General features: G+C 73.3%; 17 protein-coding genes. 11 read left to right on the top strand and 6 right to left on the bottom strand.

From position 1 onward, the window contains the following. The first annotated feature begins 15 nt into the window (after positions 1–15). The 3 genes from EV382_RS22400 to EV382_RS22395 all read left to right on the top strand — a co-directional run bounded on the left by EV382_RS22400 (position 16) and on the right by EV382_RS22395 (position 3,638). On the top strand, positions 16–2,172 hold the full coding sequence (locus tag EV382_RS22400) for a RecQ family ATP-dependent DNA helicase (RefSeq protein WP_130404857.1): 2,157 nt from the start codon (positions 16–18) through the stop codon (positions 2,170–2,172). A gap of 229 nt (positions 2,173–2,401) precedes the next feature. Then, positions 2,402–2,560, top strand: a complete 159-nt coding sequence (locus EV382_RS32875) for a hypothetical protein (protein WP_165435844.1) — start codon at positions 2,402–2,404, stop codon at positions 2,558–2,560. A gap of 4 nt (positions 2,561–2,564) precedes the next feature. Beyond that, positions 2,565–3,638, top strand: coding sequence for a hypothetical protein (locus tag EV382_RS22395; protein ID WP_244236786.1), 1,074 nt, complete (start codon positions 2,565–2,567; stop codon positions 3,636–3,638). 217 nt (positions 3,639–3,855) lie between these two features. Here the strand turns inward: EV382_RS22395 and EV382_RS22390 are convergent, their stop codons facing one another. Next, entirely contained in the window at positions 3,856–4,272 is a 417-nt protein-coding gene (locus tag EV382_RS22390; protein ID WP_130404855.1) for a helix-turn-helix domain-containing protein, read from the bottom strand. A 248-nt stretch (positions 4,273–4,520) separates the two neighbouring features. Between EV382_RS22390 and EV382_RS22385 the strand changes: the two genes are divergently transcribed. Beyond that, positions 4,521–4,970 carry a hypothetical protein gene (locus EV382_RS22385; RefSeq protein ID WP_130404853.1) on the top strand — a complete coding sequence of 150 codons (450 nt, stop codon included), beginning with the start codon at positions 4,521–4,523 and terminating at the stop codon, positions 4,968–4,970. A gap of 20 nt (positions 4,971–4,990) precedes the next feature. Here the strand turns inward: EV382_RS22385 and EV382_RS22380 are convergent, their stop codons facing one another. Further along, positions 4,991–6,139, bottom strand: coding sequence for a class I SAM-dependent methyltransferase (locus tag EV382_RS22380; RefSeq protein WP_130404851.1), 1,149 nt, complete (start codon positions 6,137–6,139; stop codon positions 4,991–4,993). A gap of 128 nt (positions 6,140–6,267) precedes the next feature. Further along, positions 6,268–7,944 carry a DEAD/DEAH box helicase gene (locus EV382_RS22375; protein ID WP_130404849.1) on the bottom strand — a complete coding sequence of 559 codons (1,677 nt, stop codon included), beginning with the start codon at positions 7,942–7,944 and terminating at the stop codon, positions 6,268–6,270. A gap of 394 nt (positions 7,945–8,338) precedes the next feature. Between EV382_RS22375 and EV382_RS22370 the strand changes: the two genes are divergently transcribed. After that, a complete protein-coding gene (locus tag EV382_RS22370) occupies positions 8,339–8,974 on the top strand; it encodes a ferritin-like fold-containing protein (protein WP_244236785.1) in 636 nt (211 codons plus the stop codon). A gap of 104 nt (positions 8,975–9,078) precedes the next feature. Here EV382_RS22370 and EV382_RS22365 read toward each other — a convergent pair whose 3' ends face one another. Both EV382_RS22365 and EV382_RS22360 read right to left on the bottom strand, forming a co-directional pair. After that, positions 9,079–9,306 (bottom strand): DUF3107 domain-containing protein, encoded by a 228-nt coding sequence (locus EV382_RS22365; protein WP_030329796.1) that lies wholly within the window; start codon positions 9,304–9,306, stop codon positions 9,079–9,081. A 64-nt stretch (positions 9,307–9,370) separates the two neighbouring features. Further along, positions 9,371–10,009, bottom strand: coding sequence for a TetR/AcrR family transcriptional regulator (locus tag EV382_RS22360; protein ID WP_130404847.1), 639 nt, complete (start codon positions 10,007–10,009; stop codon positions 9,371–9,373). 1,565 nt (positions 10,010–11,574) lie between these two features. On the opposite strand from EV382_RS22360, the gene EV382_RS22355 reads away from it, so the two are divergent. From EV382_RS22355 to EV382_RS22330, 6 genes are all read left to right on the top strand, one after another. Next, positions 11,575–13,359 (top strand): hypothetical protein, encoded by a 1,785-nt coding sequence (locus EV382_RS22355; protein WP_425271998.1) that lies wholly within the window; start codon positions 11,575–11,577, stop codon positions 13,357–13,359. Positions 13,360–13,382: 23 nt separating this feature from the next. Further along, the gene (locus tag EV382_RS22350) at positions 13,383–14,357 is read left to right on the top strand and encodes an alpha/beta fold hydrolase (protein ID WP_130404845.1); all 975 of its coding nucleotides are present in this window, start codon (positions 13,383–13,385) and stop codon (positions 14,355–14,357) included. A gap of 5 nt (positions 14,358–14,362) precedes the next feature. Next, on the top strand, positions 14,363–15,214 hold the full coding sequence (locus tag EV382_RS22345; RefSeq protein WP_130404843.1) for a DUF3152 domain-containing protein: 852 nt from the start codon (positions 14,363–14,365) through the stop codon (positions 15,212–15,214). Positions 15,215–15,316: 102 nt separating this feature from the next. Beyond that, a complete protein-coding gene (locus tag EV382_RS22340) occupies positions 15,317–16,138 on the top strand; it encodes a DUF3152 domain-containing protein (protein WP_130404841.1) in 822 nt (273 codons plus the stop codon). A gap of 123 nt (positions 16,139–16,261) precedes the next feature. Continuing rightward, positions 16,262–17,443 (top strand): adenylyltransferase/sulfurtransferase MoeZ, encoded by a 1,182-nt coding sequence (gene moeZ / locus EV382_RS22335; protein ID WP_130404839.1) that lies wholly within the window; start codon positions 16,262–16,264, stop codon positions 17,441–17,443. 145 nt (positions 17,444–17,588) lie between these two features. After that, on the top strand, positions 17,589–18,425 hold the full coding sequence (locus EV382_RS22330; RefSeq protein WP_244236784.1) for a prenyltransferase/squalene oxidase repeat-containing protein: 837 nt from the start codon (positions 17,589–17,591) through the stop codon (positions 18,423–18,425). Positions 18,426–18,434: 9 nt separating this feature from the next. Here EV382_RS22330 and EV382_RS22325 read toward each other — a convergent pair whose 3' ends face one another. After that, entirely contained in the window at positions 18,435–19,676 is a 1,242-nt protein-coding gene (locus tag EV382_RS22325) for a glutamate-5-semialdehyde dehydrogenase (RefSeq protein WP_130404836.1), read from the bottom strand. Positions 19,677–19,686: the final 10 nt, after the last annotated feature.

The following is a 19,686-nucleotide window of genomic DNA, read 5'->3' as shown; positions in this document are numbered from 1 at the left end:
TGGTAGACATGTCGGGTGGAAACAGCAGAGCGGGCAGCGGTACGGGAGCGGGCCGAGGCGGTGTTGCGCCGCCTGGCCGGCGACCAGGCCCGGCTGCGCGAGGATCAGTGGCGCGCCATCGAGGCGTTGGTCGTCGACCGGCGACGGGTGCTCTGCGTGCAGCGCACCGGTTGGGGCAAGTCGGCTGTCTACTTCGTGGCCACCGCCCTGCTCCGCGACCGTGACCAGGCCGGGCCTGCCGACTCCGGGCACGCCGGCCCCGCCGGGCCGACGGTCATCGTCTCGCCGCTGCTGGCGTTGATGCGCAACCAGGTCGAGGCGGCCGCCCGGGCCGGCATCCGAGCCCGCACCATCAACTCGGCGAACCTCGACGAGTGGGACGAGATCACCGCCGAGATCCAGAGCGGCGCGGTGGACGTGCTGCTGATCAGCCCGGAACGGCTCAACAACCCGGACTTCCGCGACGGCGTCCTGCCGAAGCTGGCCGCCACCACCGGGCTGCTGGTGGTCGACGAGGCGCACTGCGTCTCCGACTGGGGGCACGACTTCCGGCCGGACTACCGGCGGCTGCGCACGTTCCTCGCCGAGCTACCCGAACGCACTCCCGTGCTGGCGACCACCGCCACCGCCAACGCCCGGGTCACCCAGGACGTGGCCGAGCAGCTCGGCGACGCCCTCGTCCTGCGCGGCACCCTGGACCGCGAGTCGCTGCGCCTGGGAGTGCTCGACCTGCCCAGCCCGGCGCACCGGCTGGCCTGGCTCGCCGACCACCTGGATCAACTGCCCGGCTCGGGCATCGTCTACACGCTGACCGTGGCGGCAGCGGGGGAGACGGCCGAGTTCCTGCGCTCCCGGGGCTACCCGGTCGCCTCGTACAGCGGGCAGTCCGACGACGCAGACCGCCGGGCCGCAGAACAGGACCTGCTCGACAACAAGATCAAGGCGTTGGTCGCCACCAGCGCCCTCGGCATGGGCTTCGACAAGCCCGACCTGGGCTTCGTCGTTCACCTCGGCGCGCCGCCCTCACCGATCGCGTACTACCAGCAGGTCGGCCGCGCCGGCCGCGCTGTCGAGCACGCCGAGGTGCTGCTGCTGCCCGGCGTCGAGGACGCCGCGATCTGGCGCTACTTCGCCTCGCTCGCGTTCCCACCCGAGCAGCAGGTCCGCGCCGTGCTGGCAGCCCTGCACACCGACCGCCCGCTCTCCACCCAGGCCCTCGAACCCCTCGTCGACCTGCGCCGGGCCCGGTTGGAGCTGATGCTCAAGGTGCTCGACGTGGATGGCGCGGTCCGCCGGGTGCGCGGTGGGTGGCTCGCCACCGGCGAGCCGTGGGTCTACGACGAGGCCCGGTTGCGCCGCGTCGCCCAGGCACGCACCGTCGAGCAACAGGCCATGCGGGAGTACGCGACAACGTCCGACTGCCGGATGCGGTATCTACGGGAACGCCTCGACGACACCGGGGCGGCCGCCTGCGGCCGATGCGACAGGTGCGCCGACCCCCTCTTCGCCGCAGACGTGTCGACGGCCGCACTCGCCGCCGCGCAGACCTTCCTGGGTCGACCCGGCGTGGAGATCGCGCCGAAGAAGCTCTGGCCGACCGGGCTCGACGCGGTGGGCGTACCCCTCAAGGGCCGGATCGCCCCCGCGGAGCAGGCGCTGCCCGGCCGGGCCGTCGGGCGCCTCTCCGACCTCGGCTGGGGTGGCCGGCTGCGGGATCTCGTCGGCCCGGAAGCGCCGGACGCGCCGGTGCCCGACGACGTCGCCGGCGCGGTCGTGGAGGTGCTGAAGGCGTGGGCGCACGGTGACGACCCGTGGCCCCGCCGGCCGGTGGCAGTGGTAGCTGTCGGTTCCCGGCGGCGGCCCCGGCTGCTCGGCTCGCTCGCCGAACGGATCGCCACCGTGGGCCGGCTGCCACTGCTCGGCGAGGTCAGCGCCGCCGGCCACGGCGGGACAGCCGGGCCGCGCGGCAACAGCGCCCAACGGGTACGCGCGCTGCACGACACCTTCACCGTGCCGACCGACCTGGCCGACGCGCTGGCCGGGCTGGACGGCCCGGTGCTGCTCGTCGACGACCTGATCGACTCGGGCTGGACGATGACGCTGGTGGCGCGGGCGCTGCGCCGGGCCGGCGCGACCGACGTGCTCCCGCTCGCCCTCGCCGTGGCCGGCTGACCCGGCGCCGTTCAGTCCGGCTGGAGCGGGACGGGTCGATGGGTCGGTCTCGAAGTCCGGTGCCGCGCCGCTGCCCGTGCCCTCGGGCATGGGCTCTGCCCGGTCGGGGTTGTGCCCTCGGGTTCCGGCTCTGTCCGGTTGGGTCGTGCCTTCCGGTCCCGGCTTTGTCCGGTTGGGTCGTGCCCTCGGGCTCGGCTCTGCCCGGTCGGCGGAAAGTTCCCGGGCGTCGGTGAGTGCGACCGTCGCCACGCTGTTCGGGCGTCGGCAGGGGCCCGGCACCGACGGCGGTAACGTGGGTGCCATGACCGACCAGCAGCCCGTCACCCGCGCCCCGGGCAGGACCGCCGTCGACGAGGCCGGCCACCCGCTGGGCGCTGGCGGTGCCTGACCAGGTGTCCGCAGAACCGGTGCGGGACCAGGCGTCCGCAGTGCCGACGATGGACCAGGCGCCTGCGGTGCCGGTGCCAGATCAGGCGTCCGCGGTGCCGGGGTCGGACCAGGCGCCCGTGGTGCCGGTGCCGGACCAGGTCTCCGGGGCGTCGGTCGTCGATGGGGTCTCCACCGGGCTGGACCGGAGCACTCTCCGGCTGGCGCTGGTGGTCGGCGGGCTGGTGCTGGCGGTGCTGCTCGGCTTCGGGCTCGGCCGGCTGAACACCAACGGTGCCACCGGCAGCCCGCTGCCAGCGGTCGAGCACACCGATCCGCCGGGCGTCGCCCCACACAGCCACGGCTCGGCCACGGCCGCCGATCAGGGCGCGGCCACCGAACCGGGCGGCCTGGCGGTCAGCTCGGCCGGGCTCACTCTGGCACCTCTGGCCACCGAGTTCGCGGCAGGCCGCCCCGGCCAATTCCGCTTCCAGGTACGCGACGCGCAGCGCCGGCCGGTCACCCGGTTCGCCATCGTGCACGACAAGCCGATGCATCTGATCGTCGTCCGGCGGGACCTCACCGGTTACCAGCACCTGCACCCCACCATGACGGCGGACGGCACCTGGTCGGTGCCGTTGACCCTCGCGCAGCCCGGCCTCTGGCGCGCGTACGCCGATTTCACCATCGTCGCCGACAACGGCGCGCAGACCGCGGTGACCCTCGGGACGGACCTGGTGGCGCCCGGCGACTACCGCCCCCGCCCGCTGCCGGGCCCGGCCACCTCGACGACCGTGGACGGCTTCACCGTCGGCTACCAGGGCACTCCGCAGGTCGGGGCGACCGTGCCGCTGACCTTCCGGGTCGACGGTGCTGGCGGTGCCGCACCGCTGGAGCGGTACCTCGGGGCGTACGGGCACCTGGTGGCGTTGCGCGAGGGCGACCTCGGCTACCTGCACGTGCACCCGGAGACCGAGCTGGTGGACGGTCAGATCAAGTTCTGGTTGACCATTCCCAGCCCAGGCCGCTACCGCCTCTACCTGGACTTCCAGGTGAACGCCCAAGTCCAAACCGCCGAACTAACCCTAACCCTCCCCTAACCCCACCCCCACCCCCTCCGCCCCACCCCTCCCGCTCCACCGCGGCCCCATCCCCTCCCGCCCACCGCCGCCCCATTTTCGCGTCGATCATGGAGTTGTGGTGCCTCGCAAAAGGTGCAAGCGGGATTCAACGGCCACCACAATTCCATGATCGACGAGGGCTGGCGCGGGGCGCGGGGCTGGCGCGGGGTGCGGTCGGGCGGGCGCGGGTGGGGGGTTAGCCGGCGCGGCGGATGGGGCGGCGGGCTAGGTAGCGGAGGAGGTCGCGGATGTGGTGCTTCTCCTCGGCGGGGACCGTCGGGTCGGCCAGTCGGTCCAGGATGGCCCGGACGTCGGCTTCGACCGGGCCGTCGTCGTGGCGTCGGCGGGGTGCGGGGCCGGCGTCGGGCAGCCCGAGGGCGCGGAACGCGGCGGCGACGGGCAGATCCAACGCAGCGCAGAAGCCGCGCACCTTGGCCAGTTCGGGATAATCCTGCCAATCACCGGCGAGCCAACGGAACACCGTGGAGCGACCCACGCCCGTGTGTGAGGCAAGATCAGTCACGGTCCAGCCACGTTCGTCGCGAGCGTCATCGATGGCGCGCCGGACGAAGCGGGCGAACGCCATCTGCGGTGTTACGTCGGCTGATCCCATCGCTGCGTGTCTTCCCCTCCTGCCGGAGCACCGGGGCGATGCGCCTTCCGAGGGTAGTACGCCCAGAGCCGGAAACAATTGACTGACCGCACAAACTGTCCCGTGGACGAGACTTTTCTCTGGAAGCGTGTGTGCAGAACGAAAATTGCACCGAGCGATCATCGTCGTTCTTCAATTAAGCTCGGTGCCCGTCCCGGCATGGCGTCTGTCGCCTGCCGCGTCCGACCGGACCACCGCCGAGGAGCACCATGGCCGATCCGAGCCGCCCCCAGCCGTACCAGCCCGGTGCGGTGAGCCTCTTCTTCGTCGCCAAGGCCGCCGTCTTCGCTGCCGCGTTCTGGGTCTGGCTGCTGGTCCTGGTGCTCCGCACCGACTCCGCGACCGGTCTGCACGTGTTGGCCGCCACCGGCACGATCACCACCACGCTGGTCACGGTCCTGCTCGGTGCCCGGATGGCGTTGCAACACAATGCTGCCATCCGGCACGCCGAGGTGAAGAAGCTGCTGGTGGACATCTCCTGGAACGCGTTCGCGGCAGCCGGTAACGCCGAGACCGGGGGCAAGGTCGTGCCATTCCCGGCCGCCCCGGGCGACGGTGAGTGGGGCGTACAGCGGCTCGGTGCCGACCGGGTGTCGGTCCTCGACCGCGGTGCCGGCGAGCGCAACGGTGGCCGCGACCGCGCGGATCGTCGGCGTTAGCCACCCGGGGCGGCTGGCCGCTACTCGCCGTCGGCCAGCAACGTCTCCAGCCGGGGAGTGACCTGCCACTGGTCCACCAGCTCGCGGTACTCGGCGCGCTGCGGCTCGGTCGCCCCCGCACCGGTACGACGTGCGCGGATCAGCAGGTTGCGGGGCGTGTGCTGCGAGTCCACGAACTCCACCACCTCGGCCTTGTACCCGTGCACCCGCAGCAGCCCGGCGCGCAGGGCGTCGGTGAGCACGTCGGCAAAGCGCTCGCGCAGGATGCCCTGCCGGGTCAGCAGGTCGTACGGGGCCGGGGCGGGGTGGGCGCGGAGCTGCTTCGCCAGGTCGTGGTGGCAGCACGGGGCGGCCAGCACCCAGCGGGCCTCCCAGCGCACCGCGCGGGCCAGCGCCTCGTCGGTGGCGGTGTCGCAGGCGTGCAGCGCCAGCACCAGATCGGGTGCCGGGTCGACGGTGGCGTCGGCGATCGTCCCGGCCACGAAGCTGACCTGGTCGGCCCAGCCCAGCCGCTGCGCCAGCTCGGTGTTGCGCCGCCGCTGGTCCTCTCGGACGTCCACGCCGACCAGCTGGACGTCGAGCCCCCGACCGGTCAGATAGCGGTAGGCGGCGAACGTCAGGTACGCGTTGCCGCAGCCCAGGTCGACCACCCGGAGCGGCCCGGTCAGATCGTCGGGCAGGGTCGCGGCCAGGGCGCGCAGGAACGCGTCCACCTGGCGGCGCTTGGCCGCCGAGCCGCCGATCTCCGCGAAGATCGGGTCCCCGGGGTCGAGCAGGTACTCCTTGGGCCGGTCATTTCCGGTGGGGGTCGCCGCCGGCCGGGGCGTCGCGGCCCGGTGCACCTGCGCTTCGCCGGATTTGGTCACCCGAAGCTGGAGCGTCGTGTCGGCCGTCTCGACGTGCCAGTTGCCGAACGGCTCGGCCAGCAGCTCGTCGACCGCCCCGGCGGCCTCCGCGCCGGGCGCGACGTTGCGGGTGTACGGGCGGGTGCCGTCGGACGTGGCGATCTGAAGCCGGGGCCCGGCCTTCAGTGTCACCGGCCGTAGCTCAGCCCGGACCACGGTGGGGCGGTGCCCGCGGCGGCGTCCGGCGGCGACCGCCCGGGTCAGCGCGGGGTCGAGCAGCAGGGCCCGAACCTCGGTCAGGGCGGCGTCCAGTGGTTGCGGCATCGTTCCATCTTCGGCAGGTGGGGTGGGAGAAGGGAACATCCCCCGTACCGCGCGAGGCGGTGCGGGGGATGTCGAACATCCCCCGTACCGCGCGAGGCGGTGCGGGGGATGTCAGGTGTGGCTGGTGGTCAGTCGGCGGTCGCCTCGGCCGGCGTACCCGCGCCGGAACCGCCACCACGGCGGCGTCGGCGGCGACGCGGCTTGGCCGGCTCGCCGTCGGACGCGGCGGCTGGCTCGGCGGGGCCGGCGTCGGCGGAGACCACAGCGGTGGTCTCGCCCGCGACCACCTCGCCGGCCCGGCGACGACGCCGGCGGCGGGGGGTACGCGGCCCTTCGTCGGCGGCGTCAGCGGCGGGCGCCTCGGCGCCGGCCGGCGTGCCGGCGTCGGAGCGGTCGCGGCGGGCATCGCCGCGTCCACGGCGCTCGCCACGACCCTCACCACGTCGGGAACCCCGACCACCGCTGTCGCCCCGGCGGGAGCGGGTCGTCCCACCCAGGTCCTCTTCGATCTCGGCGGACAGCCCGGCCCGGGTGCGCTCGGCCGTGGGCAGCGTGCCGCTGACCTCGGTGGAGATGTGCAGGTCGGTGTAGAGGTGCGGGGACGTGTGGTACGTCTCCGGCGGCTCCGGCATCTCCAGACCGAGGGTCTTGTCGATGATGCGCCAGCGCGGCATGTCGTCCCAGTCGACGAAGGTCACGGCGACACCCGTCGCGCCGGCCCGGCCGGTACGACCGATCCGGTGGGTGTACGTGTCCTGGTCTTCCGGGCAGTCGTAGTTGATGACGTGGGTGACGCCGGTGACGTCCAGCCCACGGGCCGCCACGTCGGTGGCGACCAGGATGTCGATCTTGCCAGCCCGGAATGCCCGCAGGGCCCGCTCGCGGGCACCCTGGCCGAGGTCACCATGGACCGCCGCGACCGCGAACCCGCGGAAGTCGAGGTCCTCGGCGACCCGGTCGGCGGCCCGCTTGGTACGCGTGAAGATCATGGTCAGCCCACGCCCCTCCGCCTGGAGGATGCGCGCCACCACCTCGACCTTGTTCATCGAGTGGGTGCGGTAGACCAGCTGCTGGGTCTGCGGCGACGGACCGGTCTCGGCGGTGTGCCCGGCGTGGATCGTCATCGGCTGGCGCAGGAAGCGCCGCGACAGGGTGACGATCGGGTCCGGCATGGTGGCCGAGAAGAGCATCGTCTGGCGGTCCTCCGGCAGCATCGCCAGGATCTTCTCGACGTCGTCGAGGAAGCCCAGGTCGAGCATCCGGTCGGCCTCGTCGAGGACGAGTGCGTGCACCCGGTCCAGCCGGAGGTGCTTCTGCTTCTGCAGGTCCATCAGTCGGCCGGGAGTGCCGACCAGGATCTCGACGCCCTTGCGCAGCGCGTCGATCTGCGGCTCGTACGCCACACCGCCGTAGATCGGCAGCACCCGGACGCCGCGCGTCCGGCCGGCGGCGGCCAGATCCTTGGCCACCTGGATGCCGAGCTCACGGGTGGGTACGACGACCAGCGCCTGCGGGACGCCGTCGCCGCCCTCGCTCGGGGCGAAGACGCGATCGAGCAGCGGTACGCCGAAGCCGAGGGTCTTGCCGGTGCCGGTCGGCGCTTGACCGATCAGGTCGACGCCGCGCAGCGCGATCGGGATCGCGTACTCCTGGATGGCGAAGGCGCGGGTGATGCCGGCCGAGGCCAGAGCCTCGACGGTTTCGGCGCGGGCGCCGAGTGCGGCGAACGTGGGGGCCTCCGGTCGAACCGGGGCGGTGGGGGCCAGTTCCTGGCCGTCCAGCAAATCGTGAGTCTGGTCGCTCATGTGGATGTGGGGGTGCCCTCTCGTGGGTGCGCCCGTCCTGTCCTCAGGGCGCGTTCGGTATGACGCGGGCCACACGGTCGGCGGCAGATTGCCGAGCCGGACCGGGCCGCACGCGCGCCGCGGGCTGAGCTTCGATCAGATCGGCGCCCACGGCAACTGCTCCATGCTACCTGAACAGGCATACCCCCGTCCCGATTCCCTGTCGCCCACCAGACACCCAGGGCAAGCAAATGTGACCCGCGCCACACCGCCCTGGCTGGCCTCACCCCTGACCCGCGTCGATCATGGAGTCGTGGTGGTTGACAAAAGGCGCAAAATGGTGCTAACCGGGCACCACAACTCCATGATCGGCGGGGGGCGGCGCGGAGGGCGGGCACGCGATAGCCTGCCGCTCGTGTCCGTTCCTGCCTACGCCGACCTGTTGGGTCTGGTCGCCTTCGGTGAACTGCTCGCCTTCGAGCGGATGGCCGGTGACGCGCGGCTCGCTCCGGACCTGAGCCGCCGCGCCGCGCTGAACGAGATGGCCGCTGCGGAGATCGCCAACTATCGACGCCTCGCCGACCGGCTCACCGCGCTGGGCGTGCTGCCGGAGGAGGCGATGGCCCCCTATGTCGAGCCGCTCCAGGCGTACCACGACTCGACCGAGCCGCGGGACTGGGCGGAAGTGGTCACCAAGGCGTACGTCGGCGACGCGATCACCGACGACTTCGTCCGCGAGATCGCCGACGCGCTGGCGGAACCGGACCGGGCACTGGTGCTGGACGTCCTGCACGACTCCCGGTACGCGGACTTCGCCGCGGAGGAGATCCGGGTGGCTGTCGCCGACGACCCCCGGGTGGCCGGTCGGCTCTCGATGTGGGCCCGACGACTGGTCGGCGAGGCGTTGTCGCAGGCCGGCCGGGTGGCCGCCGAGCGGGCCGCCCTGACCGCGCTGATCGCGCGGGACGGCCGGGTCGACGTGGCGGGGCTCTTCGGCCGGCTCACCAGCGCGCACACCGCGCGAATGGTCGCCGCCGGGCTGAACAACTGACCCGCCGGGCTGAACAGCTGAACAACCGACCACCGGGCCGGGTGGGGCCGACGCCGGCCTGCGGCAGGTAGGCCGGTGCCGACCTGCCGCGATGGCCGGACCGGTCAGCGGACGGTGAACCCGACGGCCCGGGGCGACGCCTCGGCGATCTCGACGTAGGCGACCTTCTCGACCGGAACGATGACCCGCCGGCCCTTCTCGTCGGTCAGGGAGAGCGTGCCGCCGTTGCCGGCGAAGGCGTCGGTCACGATCTGCTCGATCTCGGCCGGCGACTGCGCGCTGTCCAGTACCAGCTCGCGCGGCGCGTACTGCACGCCGATCTTGACCTCCACTGTGCCTCCTCAACTGGGGCGAAAGAACCGCCCTGCGAAGGCTATCCGATCACGGGGTCGGCGGTCAGGCTGACTCACCTTGCAGCGGGAAGCTCGCGATGCCCCGCCAGGACAGCGCGGCCACCAACGCCTCGGCCTCGGCCTTCGGCACCTGCCGGCCCCCGGCCAGCCAGAACTGCGCGGCCGTCTCCGCCGCGCCGACCAGCCCGGAGGCGAGCAGTTCGGCGTGCTCCCGGCTCACCCCGGTGTCGGAGATGATGGTGTCGGTGATCGCCGCGATGCAGCCCTGCTCGACCCGCTCCACCCGCTGCCGCACCGCCGGGTCGTTGCGCAGATCCGACTCGAAGACGAGCCGGAACGCCTCGCTCTCGTGGTCGACGAAGTCGAAGTACGCCCGGACCGACGCGCTGACCCGCTCCTTGTTGTCGCTGGTGCCGCGCATGGCATCTTGCACCTGAGCGACGATGGCGTCACAGTGCGTGTCGAGCAGCGCCAGGTAGAGATCCATCTTTCCGGGAAAGTGTTGGTAGAGCACCGGCTTCGAGACCCCGGCCCGCTCGGCGATGTCGTCCATCGCGGCGGCGTGGTAGCCCTGCGCGACGAACACCTCCTGCGCCGCAGCGAGAAGCTGCTTACGACGCGCGGAGCGGGGCAGGCGGGTTGGCCGGCCGGCGGTCTGTGCACCGTTCCCCGCAGCGGTCATGGGATCCTCCGAGTTGTCCGTACGAGCCGGCATTTTCCCCCCAGACCGGGCGAGGCCCGTGACCTCGGTCGTGGAAATGGCCCGCCGCTGTAACTTATCGCCACTCTCGGCACACGGTAGCCTCAGCGGGGGCGACCAAGGAGCGCGCGGTGAGTGAAACAGGGCAACCCGGAGCCGCCACCCCGGGAGAGCACGGTGACGGAGCGGGTCAGCACGACGACCCGAGCCGTTCCGTCAGCGGGTGGGCACCTCCGGCGGGTGGGTGGCCCCGAGCCGCCGACCACGAGGACGCCCGGGATGAGGCGCCGCGCTGGCAGCCCGACCCCGCGTCGGGCTGGCGGACCGCCTCCACCCGGCACGGCGACCTGCCATCGCCGCTGGTCGGCCGGTCGGACGAGGGGGAGTCGCCGGCCCGAGCCAACGGTCACCATGTCAACGGCGTGCACCCTCCGGACGACGTCAACGGCGTCCACCACCCCGGTCTCGAGCCGCCCGCCGCCCGCCCCACACCGGTGAGCGCGCCGCCCGGGCTGCCCGCCGAGGGTCGCCCCCGGCCCAGCGACCGGCTCGTCGTGCCGGCCCAACGCCCCGCGCCGCCGGCCGAGCAGGGTGGCACCGAGCCCGACCCGGGCCCCGCCCCACACTCCACCGTTGATCCGACCGCCGCGCACCGTGCCCGCTGGGCCGAGCCGGGGCTGCCCACCTCGGCCCCACCGGCCGTCCAGGTGCCGCCCGTCGGCACCGCCGCGTCAGGTTTCGAGGTGCCGCCCGGCTTCCACGCGCCGACCGGCGAGCGGCTGGCCGCCGACGAGAATCCGACCGCGCCACGCGACTGGCGGGGCCCGCTCGCACCGGAGCACGCGGCGACCTCGGGACGCACCCCGGGCCCGGCCGGGCCTGCCGAGGGGGACGAGCCCGGTCGCGCCACCGGGGGTGCCCGGCCGGCAGAGACGCACCGCGGCGGCGACGCGCACCGCGGCGGCGACGCGCACCGGGCCGTCGAGCCGCCGGCCGTCGAGCCCGACTGGTCGGGGCCGAGCTGGAACCGTCCGAGCTGGGGTGGCGGCTGGGCCCCGCCCTGGTCGCGTCAGGACGACGAGCCGGTGGACCCGCCCGCAGGGGACGAGTCGGCGTTGGGTTGGGTCGCCGAGCCCCATCAGCCGTACGAGCCGGTGCGCGCCGAGGTGCCCCGCCCGTACGAGCCGGTGCGTGCCGACCAGCCCCGTGCGTACGAACCTGGCCGGGGCGAATCCGAGTCCGCCCCGGAGCGCTCCGCCGAACCGACCAGCGGGCGCAGGGCCGACCGTCCGTCCTGGGCTGGCGGGGGCGACCCGGATCCTGCCGGCGCGCCACCCGCGCGGCCCTCCTGGGCTGCGGGGTCCGATCCGAGACCGACCAGCGTCCCGTCGGGGCCGACCAGCGGGCCGCCGGCGCGTCCGTCCTGGGCCGCTGGCTCGGAGGCCGCGACCAGCGTGCCGCCGGTACGTCCGCCCTGGGCCGGCGGGTCCGAACCGCCGGCGACCACCTCGGCGTCGACGCGGCCGTCCTGGGGCGGATCGGATCCGGTGCCGGTCAGCTCTCCGCCACCGCGACCCTCCTGGGCCTCCAGCCCGTCGTCGGCCGAGCCGCCCGCAGCGGCCGAGGCGTCACCTTCGAGCCCGGCCGGGCCGCCGCCAGCTCCGGCCGGACCACCTCCCCCGGTGACCGACGCGCCACCGGCTCCGGCCGGCCCGTCGCTGGTCGCGGAGCGCCCGACCTGGACCAGTGGCTCGCCGACGGCGAGCAGTTCCCCGGCCGAGCGGCCGGACTGGTCCGAGGGTCGGCTCCCCGCATCGCCGGTCGAGCGCCCGTCCTGGCCGACCAGCCGATCGGCCGGCACCGGTGGGGGCGACGGCGGTGAGACGTCCGGCCGGTCCCGGCCCGAGGTCCGCCCGACCGGACCGTTCCGGCTCCGGTCGGCGTCAGGCGAGCCCGGTCCGTCACCCGTCGAGTCGCCCCAACCCGCCACGCCAACCAGCGGCCCGCCATCGGGTGACCCGACACCGTCCACCACCGCGGCGGTCCCCTCCGCCGCCACGAAGGGTCCCGGCCGCCGCGATCAGCCAGCCTCGGCCTCCGCCGCGCCCTACGCGGCGCGCCGATCCGCCCCCGACCCGACGTCGCCGGTCGGCGACGGTCAGCAGTCGGCCCCGAGCGCGGTGGTGCTGCCGCAGCGCGTCCCCGCGGAACCGGACGTGCCCGTCGTGCCGGAGCCGCCAGCCGTGGAGCCACCCGCCGAAACCCCGGAACTCGCCCGCATCGCCACCCACCTGCGTCGGGACGACGAGCCGGCCCCGCTGCGGGAGCGTCCCGAGGGGTTCGATGTCAACGCCATCCTGGACGCCGTCCGGGAGGTCGCCGGTGTTCGCGACGCGGCCCTGCGCCGTACGCCGGCCGGGGCGCACAGCCTGCGACTGGACCTGGCCGACGGGGCCGACCCGGCCGAGGTGAGCCGGCAGGTGGCCCGGCTTCTTCAGGAGCGGATGGGGCTGGCTGCCGCCCCGCAGAACGTGCCCGGCCTGCCCAGCACGCCACCCCCGCCGGTTCGTCGCCGCGCGGCCGAACCCCGACCCGTCGAACGGCGTACCCCGGAAACGCGGCGTACCCCGGAAACCCAGAACGCGGCGTCGCGCGATGCCGGCGAGGTTCGGGCGGCCGAGTCGCCGACGGTCGTCCGCCCACCCGGCGGTCGGGCGGAGGCCACGCCGGCCGGCCCGGAGCAGACGCGCCGTCGCCGGTCGAACGCGCCGCACCGGGGTCGCGCCACGGTGGAGGAACCCGGCTCGGTGGCGGCCCCGGCCGGCGCCGCGACCGGTAGCCCGGCGACGCTGGGTACGTCGTACTCCGGTGGTCAGGTGACCACGACGGAGTCGGCGCCGTCCCGGCCGCTGGAGACCGGCGGCACACCGGGCCCCCGGGTGGTGATCGACCACGTGCAGGTCAGCACCTTCGGCCTGGACGCGAACGTGGAGGTCCGGCTGCTGGCCGGGGCCGACAGCGCCTCCGGGTACGCCACCGGGCCGGCGGTGGACGGCTACGTGCTGCGGCTCTGCGCGGTGGCGGCTGCCGCCGCGGTGGACGAGTTGCTGCGCGGCCCCGAGAACGCCGAGCGGGGGCGCTGCTTCGTCGAACACGCGGCGGTGGTGCCGTTCGGCAACTGCGAGGTGGCCACCGTGGTGGCGCTGTTGGTCTGTGAGGGCTGGGTCGAACAGCTCGCCGGGTCGGCCCTGGTCGCGGGTGACCCGCGTCAGGCGGTGGTCCGGGCGACGCTGGCGGCGGTCAACCGTCGGCTGGAGGCGCTGCTGTCCTGAGTGGTCCGGGGCAGACTGGAGCTATGAGATGCGCCACCCTCTGGCCGGATCACCTGCTCCCCGACGCTGCGGTCCCGCCGCCCTGGCCGGGCCGGGAAGTGCGCCTCGACGGCCTGGTCACGTACGTGCGGGACACCCCGGCCACCGCCGCGGGCGCGGAGCCGGCGCTGTACGTGCACGGGCTGGGCGGTTCGTCGCAGAACTGGACCGACCTGGCCGGGCTGCTCGCCGACCGGCTGGACGGTCAGGCCATCGACCTGCCCGGTTTCGGTCGTAGCGAGCCGGGCAGGCGCTACACGATTCCGGCCTTCGCGGATCTGGTCGTCCGCTGGATCGAGCATTCCGGTCGTGGCCCGGTGCACCTGTTCGGCAATTCCCTGGGCGGCGCGGTCGCGGTCCAGGTCGCCGGGCTCCGGCCGGACCTGGTTCGTACCCTCACCCTGATCAGTCCGGCGCTGCCGTTCCTGGATTTCCGGCGCTCGTTGCAGGGGCGGATGCTGCCGGTGCTCGCCATTCCGGGAGGTGAGCGGCTGGTCGCCCGACGGCTCACCCAGTTGGCGCCCGAGGTGATGGCCCAGCAGGTGCTGGCGGCCTGCGTCGCCGACCTCAGCCGGATCTGTGACCAGCGTCGGGCCGAGGCGCTGGAGGAGATCCGGGTGCGGTACGAGGCCGAGCACTACGCGGCCGCGTACGTCCGGACGTTCCGTGGGCTGGTTTCCAGCTTCGTGCGGGCGTACCTGCCGGGGCCGGGGTCGTTGTGGCGCCTGGCCCGGACGGTACGCGCGCCGACCCTGGTGGTGGGTGGCCGACAGGATCGCCTGGTCGATGTGCGGGTCGCGCCGCAGACCGCTCGGGTCATTCCGGACAGCCGATTGATGATGCTCGACGGTGTCGGCCATGTGGCGCAGTTGGAGGTTCCCCGGCTGGTTGCCCGTGCGGTGGTCGGCCTGCTCGCCGAAACGGGGGACGCCGCGGGGCGGTCTGATCTGGCACGCTGACCAGGATGCCCAGCTCAGCTCGCCATCCCGCGCGCCGTCGGCGACGTTTCGCGCTGCTTGCCCAACTGGTGGCGGTGGTGGTGGCCGTCGGCGCGGCGGTGACCGTGGTCGCCGAGGAGTCAAGTGGGCCGCCCGACGCCGACCGGTTGGCAGCCGAGCAGGTCGGCCCGCCTCCGCTGGTGGCCGGGCCGCTGCCGGTGTCGGCCGACCCGTCGCCCTCCGATGCGGTCCCGTCCAGTCCGCCGCCGGTGTTGCGGGTGCCCGGCGCGGTTCCGAGTGCCGGCACTGGCCGGTTCGGTTACGACGCCCGCTCCGGCCCGGTGCTGGGTCGGGCGGGTGAGTTGCAGCGGTACCGGGTGGCGGTGGAGTCGGGCAGCGGTGTGGACGCCGCCGAGTTCGCCCAGGTGGTTCACGAGGCGCTGGCCGGGCCGGGCAGTTGGGTGGAGAGCGGGCGGCTGCGGTTACAGCAGGTGGCGGGGGCTGCGCCTCGTGACTTCACCGTCTACCTGGCCACCGCCCGTACCGCGGGTCGGATGTGCGCCGAGGGTGGGGTGGACATCCGGGTCAACGGCCGGCCGTACACGTCCTGTCGGGCACCCGGCCAGGTGATCATCAATCTGGATCGGTGGCGGTTGTCCGTGCCGCACTTCGTGTCGGCCGGTGTGCCGCTGGCGGTCTACCGGACGTACGTGGTCAACCACGAGGTGGGTCACCAGCTCGGGCATCGGCATGAGCGCTGCCCGGGTAAGGGCCGGCCGGCGCCGGTGATGATGCAGCAGACGCTCTTCCTCAATGGGTGTCGGGTGAACCCGTGGCCGTACCTCGACGGGCGTCGTTACGCCGGTCCTGCCCTCTGAGCCGATCGGCCGACACGCCGACGATCCGCCCCTCCATCAGGCGTCTTGCGGCAATAGCTATAAAAACGGAGAAATGCCCGAATAATCTGGCAGGCTTGATTCATGACGCCGTCGTCCCCGCACGGGCCGCCCCGGCCGCCTGACCCGCGGCCGGCGTTGCGGGGTGTGCGTCCGGCGCTCCTGCGGATGCGTCGGCGTCGTCATCGCAGCGTGCTGCTCGCGCTGCTCGTGCTCGCCGCCGCCATCGGCGTGACGGTGAGTCGGGGCGGCGAGCCGTCCAGCGAACCGCCGGCCACCACCCAGGGCGGAATGGGCCACGGCGGCGGGGTGGCCGCGCACCCGACACCCACCAGCTACCCGTCGGTCGGAGCGGGACGGTTCACCGTGGCCGACGGTGAGACACCCGTGCACGGCGCGGACGGGCCGCTGCGCCGATACCGGGTCGTCGTCGAACGCGGCACCGGCCAGGACGCCGACGCGTTCGCCGCCAGGGTGGACGAGGTGCTGGCCGACCCGCGCAGTTGGATCGCGTCCGACGAGCTGCGGGTGCAACGGGTGGCCGACGCCCGGTCCGCCGACTTCACCATCTACCTGGCCACCCCGGTCACGTCCGAGCGGATGTGCGCCGAAGGCGGGTTGACCACCGAGCGCTACACCTCCTGTCGCCTGCCCGGTCAGGTCATCATCAACCTGGCCCGCTGGATGGAGGCGGTCCCCGACTACGGCGCTCCGCTCGACACCTACCGGACCTACGTCATCAACCACGAGGTGGGCCACGAGTTCGGTGAGAACCACGAGGCGTGCCCCGGCCCTGGGGAGCCCGCCCCGGTGATGCAGCAGCAGACGTACGGCCTGGAGGGCTGCGTCGCCAACGCCTGGCCCTACCTCGACGGCCGTCGTTATGCCGGGGACATCGTCCCCTGATCGGCCGGGTCGTCGGTTATTCCCGCTCCCGCATACCGGACCACGTGTCGTCCCTCATGGCCGAGCGGGGCTCCCGCGAGCAACAATGGCGCGGTTCACACCGCCGATCCCGGGGAGTCCACCGTGTCGTTGCCCCCGCTCGTCGAGCCCGCCGCCGAGCTGACCGTAGACGAGATCCGCCGCTACTCACGTCACTTGATCATTCCGGATGTCGGGGTGACCGGCCAGAAGCGGCTGAAGAACGCCCGGGTGCTCTGTGTCGGCGCCGGTGGCCTCGGATCGCCCGCCCTGCTGTACCTCGCCGCGGCCGGCGTCGGCACGCTCGGCATCATCGATTTCGACACCGTCGACGAGTCCAACCTCCAGCGTCAGGTCATCCACGGGGTGTCCGACGTCGGCCGGTCCAAGGCCGAGTCCGCCGCCGCGTCGATCCGCGAGATCAACCCCCTGGTCAACGTGGAGATCCACAACACCGCGCTGGATCGGGAGAACGTCCGCGAGATCTTCGCCCAGTACGACCTCATCGTCGACGGCACCGACAACTTCGCCACCCGCTACATGGTCAACGACGCGGCGGTGCTGCTGGGCAAGCCGTACGTCTGGGGTTCGATCTACCGCTTCGACGGTCAGGCGTCGGTGTTCTGGGCCGAGCACGGCCCCTGCTACCGCTGCCTCTACCCGGAGCCGCCGCCGCCCGGCATGGTCCCCTCCTGCGCCGAGGGTGGCGTGCTCGGGGTCCTCTGCGCGTCGATCGGCTCGATCCAGGTGAACGAGGCGATCAAGCTGCTCACCGGCATCGGTGAGCCGCTGGTCGGCCGCCTGATGGTCTACGACGCCCTGGAGATGGAATACCGCAAGATCAAGGTCCGCAAGGACCCGAACTGCGCGCTCTGCGGTGACAACCCGACCGTCACCGACCTGCTGGAAGACTACGAGGACTTCTGCGGCGCGGTCTCCGACGAGGCGCAGGAGGCGACGGTCGACTCGACCATCACCGCGCTGGAACTCAAGGAGTGGCAGGACGCCGGCAAGGACATCTTCCTCGTCGACGTACGGGAGCCGGCCGAGTACGAGATCGTCCGGATCCCCGGCGCCACCCTGATCCCCAAGGGCGACATCATCTCCGGCGAAGCCCTCGCGAAGCTGCCGCAGGACCGGCAGATCGTGCTGCACTGCAAGTCCGGCGTCCGCTCGGCGGAGGCGCTCGCCGCACTCAAGGCGGCCGGTTTCAAGGACGCCGTGCACGTGCAGGGCGGCGTGCTCTCCTGGATCAAGCAGATCGACCCGGCACTGCCCGCGTACTGACGATTGGGCCGGGGCGGCGCACACGGCCGCCCCGGCGAATCGACGCAGACGCCGCCGAGCGGCTGTCCGGTCGGAGCGACGCAGCCATTGCGGGCTGGCCGATTCTCTGAGGCGGCAGCACGTCTGCGCAGGTAGCGTCTCCGCCGTGGTCGACTTGGAAGCCGCGATCGGGTTCGTCGTGGCGCATGGGGATGCGGTGGAACGCGCCCGCCTCTCCTGGCTCCGCAACGGCACCGCCGTGCCCGCCGAGGTGCTGGAGACGGCTGAGGTCGGCCAGTCACCAGACGGCGGTTGGCCGGCCAGCTGGGGCGGTGAGATCGCCTCGATCGACGCCACCTGTTTCCGACTCGCCGAGCTGGACGATCTGGGCGCGCTCGGTCGTCCCGCCGCCCGCCGCGCACTGGACTGGCTGGCGTCCCGGCAGGAATCCGACGGCGGTTGGGAAGAGGACGAGTCGCTGGCCGACTCGGCACCGGAGTGGGCCCGGCCCGGCGACCCCGAGGCCGGGTTCCTGGTGTCGGCCAACGCCGGCTTCTGGCTCACCGTCGCCGGCCTGGACGCCCGGGCGTCGGGTCCGCTCGACCATCGGGTCGGTGGGGCGTACGCCGGGGTGGTGCAGGCCGCGGCCCACTCGCTCGCCGCGCGACTGCGCCCGGACGGCAGTTGGCCGTCGTTCCTCGCCGCGGGTTGGCTGAGCGCGGCCGTGCTGCACCGGCAGGAAATGTTCCAGGAGTCGGCCCGGATCCAGGTGGTGCTCGCCGAGCGGATGCCGAAGATGTCCCCTGGGGACGTGGCGTGGCTGGCGGCCACACTGCGCCGCGCCGGCATCGACCTACAAGACTGGATCATGGTGCGGGCGCTGCGCCGGCTGTCCGAGACGCAGCGCAGCGACGGCGGCTGGGAGAGCGACGACGGCCACCAGTTCGACGTGCACGCCACGCTGGCCGCGATCCGGGCGGCGCGGCCCGCGCCGCCCGGCTGAGCGGGGCCCCTAGCGCAGGTGCCCGTCCCCGGTGACGACGTACTTGGTGCTGGTCAGCTCGGGTAGGCCCATCGGACCGCGAGCGTGCAGCTTCTGGGTGGAGATGCCGATTTCCGCGCCGAAGCCGAACTCGCCCCCGTCGGTGAACCGGGTCGAAGCGTTCACCATCACCGCCGCCGCGTCCACCCGGGCGACGAAGTCGCGGGCCGCGCTCGCCGAGTCGGTCAGGATCGCCTCGGTGTGCCCGGTGCCGAAGCGGCGGATGTGCGCGACCGCCGCGTCCAGCGAGTCGACCACCGCCACCGAGATGTCGGCGGACAGGTATTCGGTGGCGTAGTCCTCCTCGGTGGCCGGGACCACGGCGGCGGAGTAGGCGGCAACCTCGGGCGAGCCGTGCACGGTCACCCCCGCCTCGGCGAGCGCGGCCAGCACCGGCGGCAGGAACGCGTCGGCGATGCCCGCATGCACCAGCAGCGACTCGGCGGTGTTGCAGGTGGAGAGGCGTTGCGTCTTGGCGTTCAGCGTCACCGCGACGGCCTTCGCCACGTCGGCGGCGGCGTCGACGTAGACGTGGCAGTTGCCCACCCCGGTCTCGATCACCGGCACGGTCGACTCCTCGACCACGGTGCGGATCAGCGACGCGCCACCGCGCGGAATGAGCACGTCGACGAGCCCTCGGGCGCGCATCAGCTCCTTGACCGAGTCGCGGGAGCTGGCGTCGAGCAACTGCACCGCGTCGGCGGGCAGGCCGGCCCCGGCCACCGCGTCGCGCAGCACCGCGACCAGTGCGGCGTTCGAGTGCGCGGCCGACGACGACCCGCGCAGCAGCGCCGCGTTGCCGGACTTGAGGCAGATCCCGGCGGCGTCCACCGTCACGTTGGGCCGCGCCTCGTAGATGATGCCGACCACCCCGAACGGCACCCGGATCTGGCGCAGCTCCAGGCCGTTGGGCAGGGTGGACCCACGGACCACCTCGCCCACCGGGTCGGGCAGCGCGGCCATCTGGCGCAGCGCGTCGGCGATGCCGGCCACCCGGCCCGCGTCGAGCGCGAGCCGGTCCAGCACGGCCGCGCTCAGCCCGGCCTCGCGGCCGGCCGCCAGGTCCGTCTCGTTCGCGGCCAGGATCTCCGGGGTACGCGCCACCAGCGCGTCGGCCATCGCCACCAGCGCGGCGTCCTTGACCGTACGCGTGGCGACGGCCAGCTCGGCGGCGGCGTCCCGCGCCCGTCGCGCCTGCTCAACGACGCTCATGCCAGCACTC

The sequence above is a fragment of the Micromonospora violae genome (genome assembly GCF_004217135.1).
Classification (GTDB): Bacteria; Actinomycetota; Actinomycetes; order Mycobacteriales; family Micromonosporaceae; genus Micromonospora; species Micromonospora violae.
The sequence above is the reverse complement of the archived record's forward strand: the minus strand, read 5'-3'. Positions and strand labels throughout refer to the sequence as shown.

What these genes read in the sequence shown, in the direction of transcription:
- EV382_RS22390 (WP_130404855.1), bottom strand. Translation starts at nt 4,272, where the DNA reads ATGGGATCAGCCGACGTAACACCGCAGATGGCGTTCGCCCGCTTCGTC.
- EV382_RS22385 (WP_130404853.1), top strand. Translation starts at nt 4,521, where the DNA reads ATGGCCGATCCGAGCCGCCCCCAGCCGTACCAGCCCGGTGCGGTGAGC.
- EV382_RS22380 (WP_130404851.1), bottom strand. Translation starts at nt 6,139, where the DNA reads ATGCCGCAACCACTGGACGCCGCCCTGACCGAGGTTCGGGCCCTGCTG.
- EV382_RS22375 (WP_130404849.1), bottom strand. Translation starts at nt 7,944, where the DNA reads ATGAGCGACCAGACTCACGATTTGCTGGACGGCCAGGAACTGGCCCCC.
- EV382_RS22360 (WP_130404847.1), bottom strand. Translation starts at nt 10,009, where the DNA reads ATGACCGCTGCGGGGAACGGTGCACAGACCGCCGGCCGGCCAACCCGC.
- EV382_RS22350 (WP_130404845.1), top strand. Translation starts at nt 13,383, where the DNA reads ATGAGATGCGCCACCCTCTGGCCGGATCACCTGCTCCCCGACGCTGCG.
- EV382_RS22345 (WP_130404843.1), top strand. Translation starts at nt 14,363, where the DNA reads ATGCCCAGCTCAGCTCGCCATCCCGCGCGCCGTCGGCGACGTTTCGCG.
- EV382_RS22340 (WP_130404841.1), top strand. Translation starts at nt 15,317, where the DNA reads ATGACGCCGTCGTCCCCGCACGGGCCGCCCCGGCCGCCTGACCCGCGG.
- EV382_RS22325 (WP_130404836.1), bottom strand. Translation starts at nt 19,676, where the DNA reads ATGAGCGTCGTTGAGCAGGCGCGACGGGCGCGGGACGCCGCCGCCGAG.